Origin of the sequence: Methylobacter sp., assembly GCF_004322395.1 — a bacterium.
In the GTDB taxonomy this organism is placed as follows: Bacteria; Pseudomonadota; Gammaproteobacteria; order Methylococcales; family Methylomonadaceae; genus Methylobacter_A.
This window is the reverse complement of sequence record NZ_SCTW01000029.1, coordinates 232,000-249,878: the sequence shown is the minus strand read 5'-3', so window position 1 is coordinate 249,878 and position 17,879 is coordinate 232,000. Positions and strand designations below refer to the sequence as shown.

The 17,879-nt window shown below is 45.8% G+C and carries 19 protein-coding genes; 11 read left to right on the top strand and 8 right to left on the bottom strand.

Annotated elements, in window-relative coordinates; translation table 11 throughout:
* The first annotated feature begins 625 nt into the window (after window positions 1–625).
* Window positions 626–1,027, top strand: a complete 402-nt coding sequence (locus EPO18_RS04875) for a hypothetical protein (RefSeq protein WP_292431275.1) — start codon at window positions 626–628, stop codon at window positions 1,025–1,027.
* A gap of 250 nt (window positions 1,028–1,277) precedes the next feature.
* Here the strand turns inward: EPO18_RS04875 and EPO18_RS04870 are convergent, their stop codons facing one another.
* The 3 genes from EPO18_RS04870 to EPO18_RS04860 are packed head-to-tail and all read right to left on the bottom strand — an operon-like array spanning window position 1,278 to window position 2,954.
* A complete protein-coding gene (locus EPO18_RS04870) occupies window positions 1,278–1,469 on the bottom strand; it encodes a CPXCG motif-containing cysteine-rich protein (RefSeq protein WP_292431273.1) in 192 nt (63 codons plus the stop codon).
* A 2-nt stretch (window positions 1,470–1,471) separates the two neighbouring features.
* Window positions 1,472–2,302, bottom strand: a complete 831-nt coding sequence (locus EPO18_RS04865; RefSeq protein ID WP_292431271.1) for an SDR family oxidoreductase — start codon at window positions 2,300–2,302, stop codon at window positions 1,472–1,474.
* 7 nt (window positions 2,303–2,309) lie between these two features.
* Window positions 2,310–2,954 (bottom strand): DUF4124 domain-containing protein, encoded by a 645-nt coding sequence (locus tag EPO18_RS04860; protein WP_363331478.1) that lies wholly within the window; start codon window positions 2,952–2,954, stop codon window positions 2,310–2,312.
* A 393-nt stretch (window positions 2,955–3,347) separates the two neighbouring features.
* Here EPO18_RS04860 and EPO18_RS04855 point away from each other — a divergent pair, with 393 nt between their 5' ends.
* Genes EPO18_RS04855 through EPO18_RS04825 form a run of 7 tightly spaced genes read left to right on the top strand, consistent with a single transcriptional unit; the run spans window position 3,348 to window position 11,106 of the window.
* Window positions 3,348–4,340, top strand: coding sequence for an AAA family ATPase (locus EPO18_RS04855; RefSeq protein ID WP_292431269.1), 993 nt, complete (start codon window positions 3,348–3,350; stop codon window positions 4,338–4,340).
* Complete coding sequence (locus tag EPO18_RS04850; protein WP_292431267.1) at window positions 4,340–5,260, top strand: DUF58 domain-containing protein; 921 nt, start codon at window positions 4,340–4,342, stop codon at window positions 5,258–5,260. Before EPO18_RS04855 ends, EPO18_RS04850 begins: the two co-directional genes overlap by 1 nt.
* Window positions 5,261–5,731: a DUF4381 domain-containing protein gene (locus EPO18_RS04845; RefSeq protein WP_292431263.1), complete on the top strand. Its 471-nt coding sequence runs from the start codon at window positions 5,261–5,263 to the stop codon at window positions 5,729–5,731.
* Window positions 5,728–6,708, top strand: a complete 981-nt coding sequence (locus EPO18_RS04840) for a vWA domain-containing protein (protein ID WP_292431260.1) — start codon at window positions 5,728–5,730, stop codon at window positions 6,706–6,708. Before EPO18_RS04845 ends, EPO18_RS04840 begins: the two co-directional genes overlap by 4 nt.
* Window positions 6,705–8,504, top strand: a complete 1,800-nt coding sequence (locus EPO18_RS04835; protein WP_292431258.1) for a VWA domain-containing protein — start codon at window positions 6,705–6,707, stop codon at window positions 8,502–8,504. Before EPO18_RS04840 ends, EPO18_RS04835 begins: the two co-directional genes overlap by 4 nt.
* Window positions 8,505–8,506: 2 nt before the next feature.
* The gene (locus EPO18_RS04830) at window positions 8,507–9,394 is read left to right on the top strand and encodes a carbohydrate kinase family protein (RefSeq protein ID WP_292431255.1); all 888 of its coding nucleotides are present in this window, start codon (window positions 8,507–8,509) and stop codon (window positions 9,392–9,394) included.
* A 14-nt stretch (window positions 9,395–9,408) separates the two neighbouring features.
* Window positions 9,409–11,106 (top strand): BatD family protein, encoded by a 1,698-nt coding sequence (locus EPO18_RS04825; protein WP_292431253.1) that lies wholly within the window; start codon window positions 9,409–9,411, stop codon window positions 11,104–11,106.
* Window positions 11,107–11,311: 205 nt separating this feature from the next.
* On the opposite strand, the gene EPO18_RS04820 is transcribed toward EPO18_RS04825, so the two are convergent.
* Complete coding sequence (locus EPO18_RS04820) at window positions 11,312–11,728, bottom strand: hypothetical protein (protein WP_292431250.1); 417 nt, start codon at window positions 11,726–11,728, stop codon at window positions 11,312–11,314.
* 299 nt (window positions 11,729–12,027) lie between these two features.
* Window positions 12,028–12,585 (bottom strand): ADP compounds hydrolase NudE, encoded by a 558-nt coding sequence (nudE, locus tag EPO18_RS04815; RefSeq protein WP_292431247.1) that lies wholly within the window; start codon window positions 12,583–12,585, stop codon window positions 12,028–12,030.
* Window positions 12,586–12,629: 44 nt separating this feature from the next.
* Here nudE and yrfG point away from each other — a divergent pair, with 44 nt between their 5' ends.
* Window positions 12,630–13,286, top strand: a complete 657-nt coding sequence (gene yrfG, locus EPO18_RS04810) for a GMP/IMP nucleotidase (protein ID WP_292431245.1) — start codon at window positions 12,630–12,632, stop codon at window positions 13,284–13,286.
* Here yrfG and EPO18_RS04805 read toward each other — a convergent pair.
* The gene (locus tag EPO18_RS04805; protein ID WP_292431242.1) at window positions 13,249–14,607 is read right to left on the bottom strand and encodes a DEAD/DEAH box helicase; all 1,359 of its coding nucleotides are present in this window, start codon (window positions 14,605–14,607) and stop codon (window positions 13,249–13,251) included. The genes yrfG and EPO18_RS04805 overlap by 38 nt on opposite strands.
* 97 nt (window positions 14,608–14,704) lie before the next feature.
* Here EPO18_RS04805 and trxA point away from each other — a divergent pair, with 97 nt between their 5' ends.
* Window positions 14,705–15,031, top strand: a complete 327-nt coding sequence (gene trxA / locus EPO18_RS04800; protein ID WP_292431240.1) for a thioredoxin TrxA — start codon at window positions 14,705–14,707, stop codon at window positions 15,029–15,031.
* Window positions 15,032–15,227: 196 nt separating this feature from the next.
* Window positions 15,228–16,484 (top strand): transcription termination factor Rho, encoded by a 1,257-nt coding sequence (gene rho / locus EPO18_RS04795; RefSeq protein WP_292431237.1) that lies wholly within the window; start codon window positions 15,228–15,230, stop codon window positions 16,482–16,484.
* 67 nt (window positions 16,485–16,551) lie between these two features.
* Here rho and EPO18_RS04790 read toward each other — a convergent pair whose 3' ends face one another.
* Both EPO18_RS04790 and mutY read right to left on the bottom strand, forming a co-directional pair.
* Window positions 16,552–16,824: an oxidative damage protection protein gene (locus tag EPO18_RS04790; RefSeq protein WP_292431234.1), complete on the bottom strand. Its 273-nt coding sequence runs from the start codon at window positions 16,822–16,824 to the stop codon at window positions 16,552–16,554.
* Window positions 16,821–17,870, bottom strand: coding sequence for an A/G-specific adenine glycosylase (gene mutY, locus EPO18_RS04785; RefSeq protein WP_292431232.1), 1,050 nt, complete (start codon window positions 17,868–17,870; stop codon window positions 16,821–16,823). Before mutY ends, EPO18_RS04790 begins: the two co-directional genes overlap by 4 nt.
* Window positions 17,871–17,879: the final 9 nt, after the last annotated feature.

Below are 17,879 nucleotides of genomic sequence, written 5' to 3'. Positions count from 1 at the left end.
GCACCGCTAGCTGCAGCTTCAAGCGCTACTTTAATTTTACCGCCTACCAAATCAATTGCATCGGAAGGACTATAGGTAATTCTACCTTCACCAGCTTCAGCCAATACTGAAGTTGAAACTGCGCCCATAGAAGCAGCAATCAATAAAGACAGTAAGATTTTTTTTAACATTTTCATATTGCACTCGACCTCAAGTCATTGTTATTTTTTAATTAAATGGGATTTGTAACTATTTATGATAATAGCCATATACCGGAAATAATTTTAACACATTTTGAAACTTTTCAACCAGATGTGGAAGAGTGAAAAGATGGATTTTTAATAAGGTTTTTATTTTTGAATTTAAAATGCAGATTCAATCATCTTGAAAAATAATTGTATCTGACTAATAAGTTACTTTCATTTTTTGCTGCTTGTTGGGCAAGGTTGTCCATAAAAGTTTTCACAAAAATTGCGACTTCCCGCCCTGTTGCTTTTAAATAGTCAGTAATACAATAACCATGAAAAGTGTAAGTTATTATTTATTAAGATAATTTCTCTTTGCCTATGATATGATTCAAAACGTGTGCAATTAATTTGTTACACATAAATATCAAAATTCACTACTTTCACGAGGAAAAGGTCTAATGACTTTATTGAAAAAATTAGTAATTGCTTCATTTATCGGCACAGCAATGATTGCAACAGCTCCTACTGCCATGGCAAAACCAGCAGGCAAAATTGAAAACCAATCTCAAGAAGGTGTTCTTGCTGCATTTGATGAATCGATTGCAGCAGCTGAAGCAGTTTTGGAAGGTTTGAATAGTGGTGCAGATAAAGAGGCTCTTTTAGAAAAGATGAAAGATGCCAAACAAGCACTAAACAGAATCGAGAGTGCTACTGTTAATAGAGAAAAAGAAAGAGCTAACGCTCTTCTTAAACAAGCTCGTGCAGAACTATTGAAAGGTGATACCGAAGCATCAAAAGCGTCAATGATTGAGACTGTTGCAAAATTTAAATCACTTAAACAAATATTTGTTAGCTTCTAAGGCAATTTTTTAAGATCAATCACTAGAAAAGGGGGGCGTAGCCCTTAAAGGCAATGCAAGAACAACGGTGTTTTATGTTGCCCCCCTTATTTCTATGGTTCGAAGTGTAGCGTAAATGCTGGAATGTTAGAACTGACCTCATGTCTTTCTTGGTGTCGACATAGTATAAAAATAATTATTTAACATTAAAAAGCAAAACCAAAAGGCATTCTAATACATAAAATTACAGAGTAAATTTATGGATAGATACTTACTCATCATCCCGTTTTATATCAATAACCATTTCCCCCGCTTCATCTTCAGACAAAATAAATAAAATCGGTGCACAGCAAACCGAACAGTCTTCGTAATATTGCTGTGGTCCGGAACTCGTATCTATCAATACATCCAGGGACTCTCCGCAATAGGGGCAAACGATAATAATTTCATCAAGATCGCGCATCGTTAAATCTTTCTCAGCAAAGCGTCCAACCAGCACATAGGCAGAAAGCGTTTAAGGAAAGCAAACAAATAAGTTGGAAATGTAACGTAATAACGCATTTTAGGTTGTCTGGCTTCCAGCGCGTGGATAACTTTTTCGGTAACCGCTTGAGCAGGAAGCGTAAACGGAGCGGCGGCTCCTTCTTTTTGCAAGCGGGCTTCCATAGCTTTATAAGTTTCTTTATGGTGGCTGTGCGTCGGATCTATATTTTTCTTGTACAGGGTAAAAGAATTTTTCCTGAAATCGCTCAGGATCGGCCCGGGTTCAATCAGCGAAATATGGATACTCGTACCATGAAGTTCCAAACGCAAGGTATCAGCCAAACCTTCCAGCGCAAACTTGCTGGCATTATAAGCGCCCCTATAAGTCATCGCGACCAGACCCAAAATTGAGCTGTTATAGATAATCCGGCCGTGCCCCTGTTTGCGCATCAAGGGAATAATCAGGTTGGTCAGTTCATGGGTGCCGAACAAATTGGTTTCAAACTGAAATCTGAGCACATCGCGAGTTAAATCCTCGACAGCTCCCGGCTGGCCGAAAGCGCCATTGTTAAACAGCGCATCGATTTTTCCGTCGGTTAATTTAACCGCCGCATTGACCGCCTGCTGAATGCTGCTACTGTCAGCCAAATCCAGTTGTATTGCAATAAAACCTTCTTTTTGCAGTCGGGATACATCTTCCGGTTTTCTTGCCGTAGCAATAACATTATGGCCGCGTTTTTTTAATTCAACCGCAGTGATGTAACCAATACCGGTAGAGCAGCCGGTTATTAATATGGTTTTTAACGGACTCATTGAGTAATTATTTGGCTAATACCTGTTCGTTAAATTGGAAATTTTTTCCGCTACTGCAATCGACTGAAAAGACCAATATTTTTTTTGTGCTTTTACTATGCAATTCAGATGATTCAACTCGCGTGCATTGCCCTGAAGCCAATGCTTTTTCAGCCGCTTGTCTCCGTAAACGTTCAATATCCGGAAGTCTGGATTGATAATTTCCAACTAAATCAGGCAGATGATCGGGAGCATAAGGCGGAATAGAAAACGCGGAAAATTTCTCAGGGTTGCTTTTAATAAGGAACTGATTCTTTGCGCTTTCGCTTATTGCGTCTTGTTTAAGCTGGGCTTGTTTTTTGGTTAACTGTTCTTGCTCAAGTTTTTCATCTTGTTCTTTTTGCGCTAAATCCTGTTTTTGTTTTTCCTGATCCGTTAGGTCGGTAGAACCGCCTGTTTTAACATTAATTTGTATAGTTTTATGTTCCGAATCGCAAGGCTTTGACTGGTAATCCGTCTTTCCATTAATGTCAGTGCATTTGTAAATTCCTGCAAAAGTACAAACAGAAAAAAGGCTTCCTAAAATAAACAGTGTAATTCTCATTTTTTTCCTCGGCTGCACCATCTTAAACGTCATTTTAAAAGAGTATAGGAGATAAGGGCTATTGAACAAATTTTTTGTTCACTGTAATTACAATAAAATAAAAAAATTAAAACAATTTATTGTTATTACATAACTAAAAATTTGTTGATAAGCTATTTTTTAAAAATAAAATCAATAACTTGATTGATATGATAAGGTGCGTTTAAAGCTATCCTAAACTTGTGCATGAATTGTAGATAACTAAAGCCGCAATTTTATTCTCATCCCTATCCACAACTTGTTAAGAATTTGTTAACAGATTTGTTCTATGTTGTCATAGGTAATAACTGTATAAAATAGGCCGTCTTTCATTGAAAAACAATTTATCGACAATATATTTGCCGGATGAAAGCCAGCCGGGTGTTTAATGTATCAGGCTTTCGTACTGTAATTTAAGATTAAACAACATCATGTCAAACAACTATGTTAGAAAAAAACGGCAATAACAACACCGTTCAACCGGCATTAATGCGGTTGAAAAATTATATAAATCAGGAAATTATCGGTCAGGATGTATTGGTTGAACGGATGCTGATCGGTCTGTTGGCTGACGGCCATATTCTGGTTGAAGGCGCTCCGGGCCTTGCCAAGACCCGAGCAATCAACGTATTAAGCAAAGGCATACAAGGCGATTTTCACCGGGTGCAGTTCACCCCCGATTTATTGCCGGCCGATCTAACCGGCACTGAAATTTACCGCCCTCAACAAGGCACGTTTGAATTTCAAAAAGGGCCTTTGTTTCATAATCTGATATTAGCCGATGAAATTAACCGGTCTCCGGCAAAAGTACAGGCAGCGTTATTGGAAGCCATGGCCGAGCGGCAAATAACCGTAGGCCAAGCAACCTACCCTTTGCCGCAATTGTTCATGGTCATGGCAACGCAAAACCCAATCGAGCAGGAAGGCACTTATCCGCTGCCGGAAGCGCAATTGGACCGTTTTTTACTGCATGTAAAAATCGATTATCCGAAAGCGGAACATGAAAAAAGCATTTTGCATTTGGCTAGAACGGAAGCCCGTTCCGGCTCGATAAAAGCAGTTGGCCAATACGAGCCGATTGAGCAAAAGACCTTGTTTGCCGCGCGCAATGAAGTACTGGATCTGCACATGGCGGAAAGTCTTGAAAACTATTTGCTGCAAATCGTTTTGGCGACCCGTAACCCTGCTGCTTACGGACAAGATCTTGCAGCTTGGCTGCAATATGGCGCAAGTCCCAGGGCCAGCATAGCGCTGGATCGTTGTTCCAGGGCCAAAGCCTGGCTGGCGCAACGCGATTTCGTCAGCCCCGAAGATATACAGGATATGGCCTTTGACGTGTTGCGGCATCGCTTGATATTGTCATACGAGGCCGAGGCGGAAGGCATCACGACCGATTATTTTATTAAAGAACTTATTGCCAGAGTTGCAGTGCCTTGATGTTGTTTGCTAAACAAGCCGATCCGGCTAAGGTCTCGGCTAGCGAATTGGTTTCAGTGTCGCTAAAGATGCTGATCGATTTGGCGAGACCCGCGGCAGGATTAAACCTGAAACATTCAGCGATACGCGCCGGCCAAAGCGGCGGTTACGTGTCCCGGTTTAAAGGCCGCGGCATGGAGTTTGAAGAGGCCAGAGGTTATCAGCCCGGCGATGACATACGCAGTATCGATTGGCGGGTTACCGCGCGTACCGGAGAAGCTCATACCAAGGTGTTTCGCGAGGAACGTGAAAGACCGGTGTTTATTTCCGTGGATAATCGTCCTGCGATGCATTTCGCTACACGCGGCGTTTTTAAATCGGTACTGGCCGCCAAGCTTGCCGGTTTAGTTGCGTGGGCAGCCCAGCACCACGGCGACAGAATTGGCGGGCAACTATTTACAGATACTGAATGCCGGGAATTAAAACCGCAAAACGGTAGACATGCGGTGTTGCGATTTTTAAATGCAATCAGTAGCCAAGATGATGTTAATCAGTTGTCCTCAGAATCAGTTACGTTGGAATATGTGCTGGCTAGGCTCATGCATCACGCCCGTCCCGGCAGTCTGGTTTATATCATTAGCGATTTTCGCGGCATTAACGAGCAGGTTGAAACTTATCTGGCAAAGTTATCGCGGCATTGCGAAGTGGTGTTGATTTTCGTCTATGATCCGTTGGAAAGCCATTTGCCGGAAAAAGGCCGCTACCGTTTTACCGACGATCAACGGGATGTGGTTATCGATACCGGCGACCGGCAGCGATTATTAAAATATCAACAACATTTTACCCAGCGTCTGAATCAGCTGGAGCAAATAGCCAAAAAAATGGGTCTGGCGCTTATTCAATGCAGCACCACAGACGATCCGATACAACGTTTAAGATAAATGAATCCAACTCTTCTTGATTTAAAAGACATTCACGAACCCGAAGCGATAGGTTGGTGGCCTCCGGCTATCGGCTGGTGGATATTGGCGGTATCGATCCCGTTGCTGATTGTTTTCCTGGTTTGGTTTTATAAAAGACTTACCCGTATGACGGCAATTAAAACCGCCAACAAAATACTGATCCAGATTAAACAGGATGCAGAGAGGGATAACCTTCAGAAATTATCCGACCTTTCAGTGTTGATCAGGCGCGTAGCGATCAGCGTATCGCCGCGAGCCAGCGCTGCCGGTTTAACCGGACGGCAATGGCTGGCATTTCTCGACCGCTCGGTAAAAGGCATGCCGTTCAGTGAGGGCGTCGGTCAACTTCTGGCTGATGCGCCTTACCAGAAAACGTCGCCTACAGAACTGGAAATATCCCAATTAATCGATCTTTGCGAAGACTGGCTTAAATCTCAGGCAAAAAAATGATTCACTTCGAATGGCCCTGGCTGTTGGCCGCTTTACCTTTGCCCTTGTTAATCCGCTGGCTGATTCCGGCCAAGATGCCCGTCGAACAGGCGGCGTTAAAAGTTCCGTTTCTAGAAGATTTTTCCGAGGGAGAAACCAAGGCAGTTTCCCAAACCCAACAATGGCCGTTATTGCTGGCGGCGATTGCCTGGTTATTGCTGGTTATTGCCTGCACTAGGCCGCAATGGCTAGGCGAACCGATTGAGCAGGTGGTCAGCGGCCGGGATTTGATGCTGGCAGTCGATCTGTCCGGCAGTATGGAAGAGCAGGATTTTGTTATTAACAAACGGGCTGTTGACCGGCTGACCGCAGCCAAAGGCGTGGCCAGCGATTTTATCAACAGGCGTGTCGGCGACAGGGTGGGCCTGATACTGTTCGGCACCCAGGCCTATTTGCAAACGCCGTTGACTTTTGACCGTAAAACGGTAATGACCTTATTAAGCGAAGCGGTCATCGGTCTTGCCGGTGACAATACCGCGATAGGCGACGCCATTGGCTTGGCAGTCAAACGGCTTAAAAATGAGGCAGCCAACAGCCGGGTTTTGGTATTGATGACTGATGGAGCCAATACCGCCGGTGAGATATCACCGTTAAAAGCCGCAGAATTGGCCGCAGCCAATCATCTGAAAATTTATACTATCGGCATAGGCGCGGATGAAATGATCGTGCGCAGTTTTTTCGGCAACCGTAAAGTTAATCCATCCGTCGATCTGGACGAGAAAACCTTGATAAAGATTGCCGAGAGCACCGGCGGCCAGTATTACCGGGCCAGAAATACCGATGAACTGAATAATATCTATATGAGACTGGACGAACTGGAACCGGTCGAAAGAGACAAACAATATTTCAGGCCCCGTAGCGAACTGTATTACTGGCCGTTGTCGCTGGCGTTAGTTTTGGCGGCGGTCATTGCATTGTCCAAGGTACGATTGTCATGAACATAGCCGAATTTCATTTTATCAGGCCGTACTGGCTGCTGGCCTTTATACCTTATCTGGTAATTCTAAGTTTAATGCTCAGGAATAAATTGAGTCAGGGCAATTGGTCGGCGGTATGCGACGCGGCATTATTGCCGTATTTGTTGCAGGACAAGCCAGTCAACCAAAGTCGCTGGCCGATAACAGCAGGTGCCATCGCCGCGCTGCTGGTGATTATCGCGCTGGCAGGGCCGACTTGGGAGCGGCTGCCGTCGCCGGTTTTCAGAAACGATTCTGCGTTGGTCATTGCGTTGGATTTGTCCCTGTCGATGGATGCCGCGGATATCAAACCAAGCCGTTTGGTTAAGGCGCGATATAAAATTGCCGATATTCTAAAACAGCGAAAAGACGGTCAAACCGCATTGCTTGTTTACGCCGGCGATGCGTTTACCGTAACGCCGCTGACCGATGACACCGAGACCATAGACAGTCAGCTGTCGGCATTGAATACCGACATTATGCCCAGCCAGGGCAGTAATGCAGCGTTGGCACTGGAAAAAGCCGTAGAGCTGCTCAAGCAGGCGGGTCTGCAAAAAGGCCAGATCTTGTTGGTCACCGATGGCGTTGATCTGGATAAAACCTTGGTGGCAGCCAAATCATTGGATAAGTATCAGCTATCGATATTAGGTGTCGGGACAGATGAGGGCGCACCGGTTGCGTTGCCTGAGGGCGGGTTTCTTAAAGACCCGCAAGGCAATATTGTGGTGCCCAAACTGAACTCCGGTGAGCTCGCAAAACTGGCGCAAGCGGGTAACGGTATCTATCAAACCATTACGGCAAAAGACGGGGACATCCAAACAGTACTGGCAAACGCAGATAGATCGGTGCAGCAGCAAGGCAAGCAAAACGATAACTTATTATTGGATCAATGGGCGGATAAAGGCCCTTGGTTGTTATTGCTGGTTTTGCCGCTGGCCGCGCTGACTTTCAGGAAAGGCTTGTTGTGTTTTGCCTTGTTGCTGATTTTGCCGCTGCCTAAAAACAGCTATGCGCTAGGCTGGCAGGATTTATGGCAGACCAAAGATCAACAGGCCCAACAAGCTTATAAAAAGCAGGATTATGCCAAAGCGGCGGAGCAATTTGAAAACCCGGATTGGAAAGCGGCTGCGCATTACAAAGCGGGTGAGTATGACAAGGCGCTGGAAAGCCTGAAAAATAGCAAGTCCGACAGCAGTGCTTATAATCAGGGCAATGCGCTGGCGAAAGCCGGTCAGTTGGAAGAGGCTATTAAAGCCTATGAAAAAGCCTTGGCTGTTAATCCTAACGATAGCGACGCCAAACACAACAAGGATGTCGTAGAAAAAGAATTGGAAAAGCAAAAACAGCAGAATCAGCAAAAGGACGATAAGCAACAATCCAAAGACGATTCCCAGCAAAACAAGGATAAAGAACAATCGGAAAAATCAGGCGAACAAAAATCCGATCAAAATAAAAACGAAGAAAAACCCGAACAAAAACCGGAGCAGAAACAATCGGACCAGCAACAGTCGGACGAAAATCAGCAGCAAGACAAAGCCGAGCAGAAAAAGCCGGAAGCCGAAAAGCCTCAGCAAGCCGAGCAGGACAAAGATGAAGCCAAGGACCAAACCAAAGAGCAAGCGCCGGTTGAAGCAGAGCCATCGGATGAACAACAGCAAGCCAATGACCAATGGCTCAAAAGAATCCCCGACGATCCAGCCGGGTTACTAAAACGTAAGTTTAAATATCAATACGGACAGCGTGGTCGTCAATCAACCGGTGATGCCGATGGCTGGTAAATATGGCTGATAATCAAATAGCCATCTTCGGTGAAGCGCTGTTCGACCAATTTCCAGACGGTCAGCAAATATTAGGCGGCGCGCCTTTTAACGTGGCTTGGCATCTTCAGGCGTTTAACCAGCGCCCGTGTTTTATCGGCCGAATAGGCCGGGATGCCTTAGGCGAGAAAATCAGGCGGGCCATGCTGGCTTGGGGCATGGCTGTTGAAAACTTGCAAGTCGATCCCGATCGTCCTACCGGAACGGTGCAGGTGAGTTTTAACAATAGCGAGCCCAGCTATGACATCTTAGCCGATCAGGCTTACGATTTTATTACCGTGCAGCAACCGGATGTAGATCGGCAGTTTAGCGTTCTTTATCACGGTACTTTGGCCTTGCGTAACCGTGTTTCGGCGCAGACCTTGCAGGACTTAACAGCGCGTCATCAAGGCAAGGTTTTTATCGATGTGAATTTAAGAGCGCCGTGGTGGCACAAAGAGGCGGTTAAACAGTGGGTTAATAAGGCGCATTGGGTCAAACTGAATCAGGATGAGTTAATGGATTTGGTCCCGCCACAAAACACAGTGCAAGAAGCAATGCGTTTGTTTATGGCGCAACATGAAATTGAAGTTCTGGTAGTTACGTGCGGTAGCCAAGGCGCGTTGGCAATTAGCCGAGCCGGGGAATTTATTGAAGTTATGCCGGTGGCCGATTTAGCCGTGATCGATACCGTAGGAGCCGGCGATGCGTTTGCGGCGGTTCTGCTGCTGGGCATACAGCATGACTGGGCATTGCAATTGACTATGGAACGGGCGCAGTCGTTCGCGTCCGCTTTAGTAACTCAAAGAGGCGCTACGGTTCAGGATATGAATTTCTATCGGCCGTTTATTGCTGCATGGAATCTTGGTTAATCTAAATGATGAACATGAATACTATAAAAAAACTATTTTTTCTTTTGCTGCTGTTGAATGTTGCGACAGCCAATGTATTTGCGGCACAAACACAAATCAGCGTGTCGTTCGACCGCAACCCGGTCAGCCTGGATGAATCGTTCCAGATTATTTTTACCGCCAACGACACACCGGATAACGACCCGGATTTCACCCCGCTGGAACAGGATTTCGAGATACTCGGCCAAAGCCAGAGCAGCAATTCGTCCTGGATTAACGGACAGTCTAGCAAGACCATACAGTGGACGCTTAATGTGATGGCCAAACATCCAGGCAGTTTGACTGTTCCGCCGGTCAAGTTTGGCGATGATGTCAGTCAACCGGCAAGCATTCTGGTGACTCAGGCGACAGCCAATAAAGCCGTCAATACCGACGATGATTTGTTTTTGGAGGTTGAGGCGAATCCTGAGAGTCTTTATGTGCAATCCCAGGTTCTTTATACCGTGCGTTTATACAGAAGGGTCGACATCGCTCAAGCGGCTTTGAATGAACCGGAGCTGGGCGATGCCGTGATTGAAAAATTGGGTGATGACAGCAATTACAATACCCAGATCAACGGAGTGAATTATTTGGTCACTGAGCGCAAGTACGCGATTTTTCCGCAAAAAAGCGGTTCAGTGACGATCAAGCCTTTGGCGTTAACCGCAGAGGTCATGGTTAACAGCCGCCCGAGTTTTAACAGTTTTTTTAATTCCCGGATGACCAAAACCAAAAAAGTGTTATCCAAGTCGGTAACGCTGGATGTCAAACCCGCGCCGGCAACTTTTACCGGAAAGCATTGGCTTTCAGCTGAACATCTGGTGTTAAAGGAAGAATGGTCGGGCGATAACCAGCAAATGAGAGTCGGCGAGCCTTTGACCCGAACTTTGACGCTGTTGGCTAAAGGCACGACCGTCGGACAGTTGCCGGAATTAAACGCAAATAAAATCAATGACCAATTAAAAACTTACCCTGATCAGCCGGTATTGCAGGAACAGAAAAAGCCGGAAGGCCTGATTGCTTTCAGGGAAGAAAAAATAGCCATTATTCCATCGAAAGCGGGGTTCTACAAGCTGCCGGCAATAGAAATTCCCTGGTTTAATACCCAAACCCAAAAAATGGAAATAGCTAAAATTCCGGAAACCAACATCACGGCGCTGGAAGTGGAAGGAGCCCAGCAAGCTCCGGTTACACCGGTAGCTCCACCGATGGAGCAACAACCAAAAAAAGTTGAACAACCCGCGCCGACGGTTGTTTCTCAGCCGCAGCAACAAAATACCTGGTTTTGGGTTGCTATGTTTTTAGGGACGGGTTGGTTGGCGACACTGGTTTATTTCCTAACAAAACGTCCGGCTAAAAAACCGGTCGAGGAAAAAAGTGAACCGGAGCTACGCTTGGCTGACAGCGTAAAAAACCTGAAAAAAGCCTGCGCCGATAATAATGCCGTGGCTGCGAAAGATGCGCTGCTGGCATGGGGACGGCAAAAATCCGGGGCAACGAGCCTTGGCGCTATCGCCGAGTTAAGCGATGCGAGGCTAAGGGATGAAATTTTGCATTTGAACCAGATTTTGTATGGTAAAACCGCTGATCAGTGGCAGGGTAAAAAACTGTTTCAAGCGTTCGCTGAAAATAAAGCTAGGGAAAAAATAGCGATTAAGGAAGATGATAAATTGGAGCCGCTTTTTCGGTTGTGATTTGTATACCTCTGAACTTGATCTGACCGCTTCAAATATTACTTTGGATGAGTATGACATTGAATGCCTCAGTTCGGCCAAAACCAGACGACCAACAAATCTCGGTTAAAGACGGGAAATGGTTCAAGAGCAGACATTAACGGCTGCCGTTCATTGCAGCGTTAATCGCCTCAGCCCATGGTAAGCGTTGTGGAATTGGGAAAAGTCATTTGTAGAGAAGTTCTGAGTTACCTTTTTTGCGGTGGCGAACGGCAAGACCAACTCCGCGAAAGTCGGGCGTCCAGACGTGAACCTCTCCGCCGTCGTCTAATAGGAAGCGAAGCGTACCGCCCGTCTTGGATGGCTCTGCCGTGCCTTTGGTCCTGGAATACATAAACTGTCGGCTAAAGGCATCTGCTGGACCAAGGAAATCTAGAATCTGCTGTATGTTCGGCGGATGATGTGGGCCGTAAAAAAAAGCGTCTACGGCATCTGGAGTTCGGTTGGAACGAACAGCATGAGTTGTGAGTTGTTCTGGTAATTGCTGATTCCAATTCCATTTGGCGTAGTCTGCGAATGCGTAATCAATCGTGACAAGCATTAAAAGCAAGATACCTAGAATCACGCGTTTCTTCAAGTGCATGTACCAACAGCTAATAAGTTGTTAGAAAAGTTATTGTATATGGCCCCAATTTGGATGACTACAGTTTCTTTTTTATCACGACGACAGCCTGTTATGTTGCTGTTTACCAGCCATTTGAATAATTCCAGCGAAAGTCTCCTTCGGGTCAACTAAGACGGTCAATGCCCTGATACAGCTGAACCTCATTTTAGACTCTGTCAGATCAAGTTCAGAGCTTTACAAATTATAAGCAATCAGCGTCTTAGCGTTCTATTTTTTGCTGTTTTCTCTGTGCTCTTCGTGCCTTCGTGGTGAATTGATCATTTAGCCGCAAGCGCCTTAAAATATTCCACCGCCATAAACAGCGCGGCAATCGAGCGGGCTTCGGTGCATTCCCCGGTGGCCAACAATTCGTTGATGCGGCTTAATTTCCACGGAACAACTTCCAATTCTTCGGGTTCATCGCCTTCCAGTTTTTCGGCATACAAATCCTGGGCGATCACAATCTCGGTCATGTGTTCCAGATAGGACGGCGCGATCGAAAAAGAGCTTAAGTGATGCAGGCTTCTGGCGCCAAAGCCGACTTCCTCTTTAAGCTCCCGGTTTGCGGCTTCCAGGAAAGATTCGCCTTTATCGGTTTTGCCTTTGGGCAAGCCCAGCTCATAGCGGTGCACTCCGGCGGAATATTCCCTGATTAACAGCACCGTTTCATTATCCAGCATCGGCACAATCAGCACCGCGCCGCCCGAGTGACCACGGGCCAAGCGTTCGTAGTTGCGCAGTTCGCCATTGCTGAATTCAATATCCAACGATTCGATGCGGAATAATCGGCTGGTAGCGATGGTTGTTTTGTTAAGGATGATTGGTTTTTCAGCCATTGTGCTATTTTATTAAGTATTTTTTGTAAATATAACGCACTCTGATGATCGATTGGAAAAAAGTTGACACCGTTTTACTGGATATGGACGGGACATTGCTGGATTTGAATTTTGATAACCATTTCTGGAAAGAGTTTGTGCCGCTTAAATTTGCCGAAAAACAGAGCTTGTCGATAGAAGCTGCAAAACAGCAATTGGAGCCGCGCTTTAAAAGTATGGAAGGCAAACTGGAATGGTATTGCCTTGATTATTGGAGCGATGAGTTAGCGCTGGATATTGCCGGATTGAAAGCGGAAATTTCAGGCTTAATCTCGGTATTGCCGCATGTGACGGAGTTTCTGGAAAAAGTTCATCGTTCGCCCAAAAAGGTCTACTTGGTAACCAATGCGCATCGGGATAGCTTGGGTCTTAAAATGGAAAAAACCTGTCTCCAGGAATTTTTCGACGGGATTATCAGCTCTCATGATTTGGGATTTCCGAAAGAACATGCCGATTTTTGGCGGTTGTTACAACAGCGCATATCGTTTGAAAAGCAAACCGCGCTGTTGATCGATGATAGCTTGGCGGTGTTGAATTCCGCCAAGCAGTTCGGTATCGCCTATTTAATTTCGGTGAGTAAGCCCGATACCAAACTGCCCAAAAGAGAAATAGCCGGTTATCCTGCTATTGAGGATTTTCGGGAGCTAATGGCTGGGCTTTAGGTTTCCATTTTTTGTCTTGATTTGGACGTTTTCCCTGATATTCGGTTCTGGGTTTTTCAGGCCTTCTTGCCGGTTTGACAATTTCTGCTAAAAGATCGGCAGTAACGGGCAGAACCGGAATCTTTTGACCAATATAGTCTTCAATATCCGGCATCGAATAAGCGTACTGTTCACAGATAAAACTGATGGCTACTCCGCTGGCGCCAAAGCGCGCAGTACGGCCGATTCTGTGTACATAATCTTCCACATCCTGCGGCAGATCGTAATTGAATACATGAGAGACATCGGCAATATGCAGGCCCCTGGCCGCAACATCGGTTGCAATCAATAAGGTAATTTTGTTTTCCTGAAAATCGCTCAACAAGCGTTGGCGTTTATCTTGCGGGACATCGCCGCTGAGCGCAGCGGTTTTGTAGCCGTTAGCGTTTAAGGTGTCATCAAGGCGTTCGGCACAGCGTTTGGTGTTAACAAAAATAATGCTGCGCTGCGGTTGGTGCTGATTCAATATGCCAACTAACAAAGGAATTTTTTGCTCATTCGAAGGACAAAATGCGCTTTGTTGTATAGCCTTGGAAGTGATTTCTTCGGTTTCGATCTTAATCAAAACCGGGTTGTTCATATGCTCGTAGGCCAGCTCGGTCACTTTGTAAGATAAGGTTGCCGAGAACAACATATTCAAGCGCTGATTAGGCGGCGGCATGCGCCGCAATAAATAGCGAATGTCTTTGATAAAGCCCAAATCGAACATGCGATCGGCTTCGTCCATCACCGTGACTTTGACGTTATCGAGAGTGAACGCGTTTTGCCGGTAGAAGTCGATAATACGGCCGGGTGTGCCGATGATAATGTCGACATTGGACTTGATGCTGTCCAGTTGTTTTTGATAGTCGGTACCGCCGTATATGAGTGCAAATTTAAGATTAAGATGTTTGCCCAGTTGCAAGGCATCTTTGTGGATCTGAATCGCTAACTCGCGGGTTGGTGCGAGAATAATGGCTCTGGGATATTTGATTTTTTTGCTTTTGGTAACGGCTTTGATAACTGACTTTTCTTCGCCGTCCATGCCATCGTCGATTTCCGCTTCTACATCGTCCTCAGCATCGTTAATCAAATACTGAAAAGTAGCCAGTAAAAAAGCGGCGGTTTTGCCGGTTCCGGTTTGGGCTTGACCCGCAATATCCTTGCCCCGTAACGATAAGGGTAAAGCCTGCCGCTGGATAGGAGTGCAGTGATTAAAGCCTGCGTCTTTTAAACTGCGTAAAATAGAATCAGACAATTCAAGATTGCTGAAGCGGATTTGAGTTAAATGTGTATTGTTCATAGGCTATAGCATAACGTAAAAATCAAAACAGCTGAAATTGATTGACTACCCGCTTCATCCCTCCTATAGTTTTGGTTTTAACAATTGGAGAAATAAAGTGAGCGATTCAGTCCTTCATGTAAGCGATAGTGAGTTTAACGAAACTGTTATTAAAGCTGCGGGTCCTGTGCTGGTTGACTACTGGGCTGAATGGTGCGGACCCTGTAAAATGATTGCACCGATTCTGGATGATATTGCCAAAGAATATGCGGGCAAGCTGACTGTTGCGAAATTAAATATAGACGAAAATCCGGAAACACCCCAACATTACGGCGTACGCGGCATTCCAACATTAATGCTGTTTAAGGACGGCGAAGTGGAAGCAACTAAAGTCGGCGCATTGTCAAAATCACAACTTGCGGCTTTTCTTGACAGCAACATTTAAACACGTCTAATTACTCAAAATTGGCTCAGGCCTGTCACAAAAGGTTGGACGGGGCTGAGTACTTGAGTTACACTTATGCGGTGCGATAATCATGCGCACCCGATCATATCGTCCGATAAACTATACCCCTGAATTATTCCTGTCCTCCTAGTTGCGGTTTTACACCGTATGTACTTTTCCTTGAGTTATCTTTTATATGAATCTAACTGAGTTAAAACTAAAACAAATAAGTGAAGTCATTGAAATTGCCGAGTCCCTTGGGCTTGAAAATGTAGCCCGGTCGCGAAAGCAAGACTTGATTTTCGCCATATTGAAAAAGCAGGCAAAGGCCGGCGACGATATATCCGGCGACGGCGTTTTAGAGATTTTACAGGATGGTTTTGGTTTTTTGCGTACGCCGGGCTGCTCGTATTTAGCAGGGCCTGACGATATTTATGTTTCGCCCAGTCAGATCAGACGATTTTCCTTAAAGACCGGCGATACCATTAGCGGAAAGATCAGGCCACCCAAAGATAACGAACGTTATTTCGCAATGCTCAAGGTTGACCAGATCAATTTTGAACCCCCCGAGAACACCAAAAACAAAATTACTTTTTCAAACCTGACGCCCTTATTTGCTAAACAAAGATTCGTGCTTGAGCAGGGCAATGGCACCAGCGAAGATTTAACCGGACGCATCATCGATTTAATAGCTCCCATCGGTAAAGGTCAACGCGGATTGATCGTATCGCCGCCTAAAGCCGGTAAAACCATGATCCTGCAAAGCCTGGCGCAGGCCATCGCAGAACAGAATCCCGAATGTTACCTGATTGTTTTGCTTATCGATGAACGCCCCGAGGAAGTCACAGAGATGGAGCGTTGCGTTCGCGGCGAAGTCATTTCCAGTACCTTCGATGAACCGGCAACCCGGCACGTACAAGTGGCAGAAATGGTTATTGAAAAGGCGCGTCGATTGGTCGAACACAAACACGACGTGGTCATTTTGTTAGACTCGATTACCCGTTTGGCCAGAGCATATAACACTGTTGTACCTTCATCAGGCAAGATCTTAACCGGTGGTGTGGATGCGAATGCATTGGAAAAACCGAAACGCTTTTTCGGCGCGGCGCGGAATATAGAAGAAGGCGGCAGTTTGACGATTATTGCTACTGCGCTGGTTGATACCGGTTCAAGAATGGACGAGGTAATCTACGAGGAGTTTAAAGGTACCGGTAACATGGAATTGCATTTGGATCGCAAAATTGCCGAGAAAAGAATTTACCCGGCGATTAACATCAATCGTTCCGGTACCCGTCGGGAAGAATATCTTGTCGATCCCGATACCCTGCAAAAAACCTGGATTTTGCGCAAGATTCTTCAGCCCATGGATGAAACAGCGGCTTCAGAATTCCTGCTTGGTAAGCTTAAAGATTTTAAAACGAACTCAGAATTTTTTGAGTCGATGAAGCGATAGTTTTTGTAAGGCGGATAAATTGCGCAACATTGACCAATGTTGCGCATTGCCGTTAAAAAACCAATAATCAGTCTTTCGGCGGGATGTAACCTTCCGGCATTTCGTTGTGGCCTTCAAACAGAAACTTGTCTCTTTCCTCGGCTAGAAATGCTCGGGCTTTCGGATCAAAGCTGGCTAATCTGCCTTCATTAATCAGCATGGTTTGCTTGGCTAACCATTCTTTCCAGGCTTGTTTGGATACTTTTTCAAATATTTCCTGACCTTTAGGGCCGGGAAACGGCGGCGCATCCAGGCCTTCGGCTTCTATTCCCAGTTTTACGCATTTAACCATTCTAGTCATTTTATTCCCATGTTTAATTGTTGCAAAAGCAGCTTAATTGGTGCGGCTAAGCCAAGCTGATTAACGTGTTCAGCTTTATACCAGACAGTTTGATCAGCTTCCATCACAAAATTTATAGGGTTATCGGCTTTAATAAGCAGCGGTGTGTAGTCCAAATGATAATGGGAAAAAGTATGGCGCTTGGTTGGCAGTGTCTGCCGGTCGGCAATATGGATATTTTTGCTCAAGCACCAATCGTTTGCCGCCTTAACGCTGTTGAATTCCGGAAGGCTCCATAAGCCGCCCCAGATACCGGTTGGGGGTCTTTTTTCCAGCATTATCCGGCTGTCGGCATTGCGTAATAATAAAAAAGTGGTTTGTTTAACAGGCAGGATCTTGGTGGGCTTAGGTGTCGGGAATGCCGAGACATTATCCGCAAGTCTGGCTAAACAATTGTCTTTAAGAGGACAGGCTCCGCAAGCAGGTTTGCCGCGGGTGCAGAGTGTTGCGCCCAAGTCCATCATGGCCTGAGTGTAATCCGCGACGCGAGCTATCGGGGTAAGTTTGGCGCTGATTGTCCACAGTTCTTTATTGACTGCGGTATTGCCTGGCCAGCCGGAGACTGCTCTAAATCGGGTTAGAACCCTTTTAACATTGCCATCAAGAATCGGGTGGCTTTTGTTAAAAGCAATGCTCAATATGGCTCCAGCCGTTGACAGGCCTATGCCGGGCAATTTTACCAGTTCATCCAGCGTATTGGGGAAGCTGCCCTGCTCGGCAATAAGTTGCGCCGTTTTATGCAGGTTGCGGGCTCGCGCATAGTAGCCCAGGCCGGACCAAAGATGCAGAACCTCATCGACAGGCGCGTTCGCCAAACTTTCTATATCAGGGAATTTTTCTATAAAAGCATTAAAGTACGGAATAACCGTCGCGACCTGGGTTTGCTGCAACATGGTCTCGGAAAGCCAAACGCGATATGGCGACAGGTCTTTTTGCCAAGGTAGGTCTTTACGGCCGTATTGATCGAACCAAGCAAGGATGTTTTGTTGAAAAGCGGATGGACTCATAAGAGGCAA

Coding starts and splice junctions, on each gene's coding strand:
- EPO18_RS04875 (WP_292431275.1), top strand. CDS start 626: ATGACTTTATTGAAAAAATTAGTAATTGCTTCATTTATCGGCACAGCA.
- EPO18_RS04870 (WP_292431273.1), bottom strand. CDS start 1,469: ATGCGCGATCTTGATGAAATTATTATCGTTTGCCCCTATTGCGGAGAG.
- EPO18_RS04865 (WP_292431271.1), bottom strand. CDS start 2,302: ATGAGTCCGTTAAAAACCATATTAATAACCGGCTGCTCTACCGGTATT.
- EPO18_RS04855 (WP_292431269.1), top strand. CDS start 3,348: ATGTTAGAAAAAAACGGCAATAACAACACCGTTCAACCGGCATTAATG.
- EPO18_RS04850 (WP_292431267.1), top strand. CDS start 4,340: ATGTTGTTTGCTAAACAAGCCGATCCGGCTAAGGTCTCGGCTAGCGAA.
- EPO18_RS04845 (WP_292431263.1), top strand. CDS start 5,261: ATGAATCCAACTCTTCTTGATTTAAAAGACATTCACGAACCCGAAGCG.
- EPO18_RS04840 (WP_292431260.1), top strand. CDS start 5,728: ATGATTCACTTCGAATGGCCCTGGCTGTTGGCCGCTTTACCTTTGCCC.
- EPO18_RS04835 (WP_292431258.1), top strand. CDS start 6,705: ATGAACATAGCCGAATTTCATTTTATCAGGCCGTACTGGCTGCTGGCC.
- EPO18_RS04830 (WP_292431255.1), top strand. CDS start 8,507: ATGGCTGATAATCAAATAGCCATCTTCGGTGAAGCGCTGTTCGACCAA.
- EPO18_RS04825 (WP_292431253.1), top strand. CDS start 9,409: ATGAATACTATAAAAAAACTATTTTTTCTTTTGCTGCTGTTGAATGTT.
- EPO18_RS04820 (WP_292431250.1), bottom strand. CDS start 11,728: ATGCACTTGAAGAAACGCGTGATTCTAGGTATCTTGCTTTTAATGCTT.
- nudE (WP_292431247.1), bottom strand. CDS start 12,585: ATGGCTGAAAAACCAATCATCCTTAACAAAACAACCATCGCTACCAGC.
- yrfG (WP_292431245.1), top strand. CDS start 12,630: ATGATCGATTGGAAAAAAGTTGACACCGTTTTACTGGATATGGACGGG.
- EPO18_RS04805 (WP_292431242.1), bottom strand. CDS start 14,607: ATGAACAATACACATTTAACTCAAATCCGCTTCAGCAATCTTGAATTG.
- rho (WP_292431237.1), top strand. CDS start 15,228: ATGAATCTAACTGAGTTAAAACTAAAACAAATAAGTGAAGTCATTGAA.
- EPO18_RS04790 (WP_292431234.1), bottom strand. CDS start 16,824: ATGACTAGAATGGTTAAATGCGTAAAACTGGGAATAGAAGCCGAAGGC.
- mutY (WP_292431232.1), bottom strand. CDS start 17,870: ATGAGTCCATCCGCTTTTCAACAAAACATCCTTGCTTGGTTCGATCAA.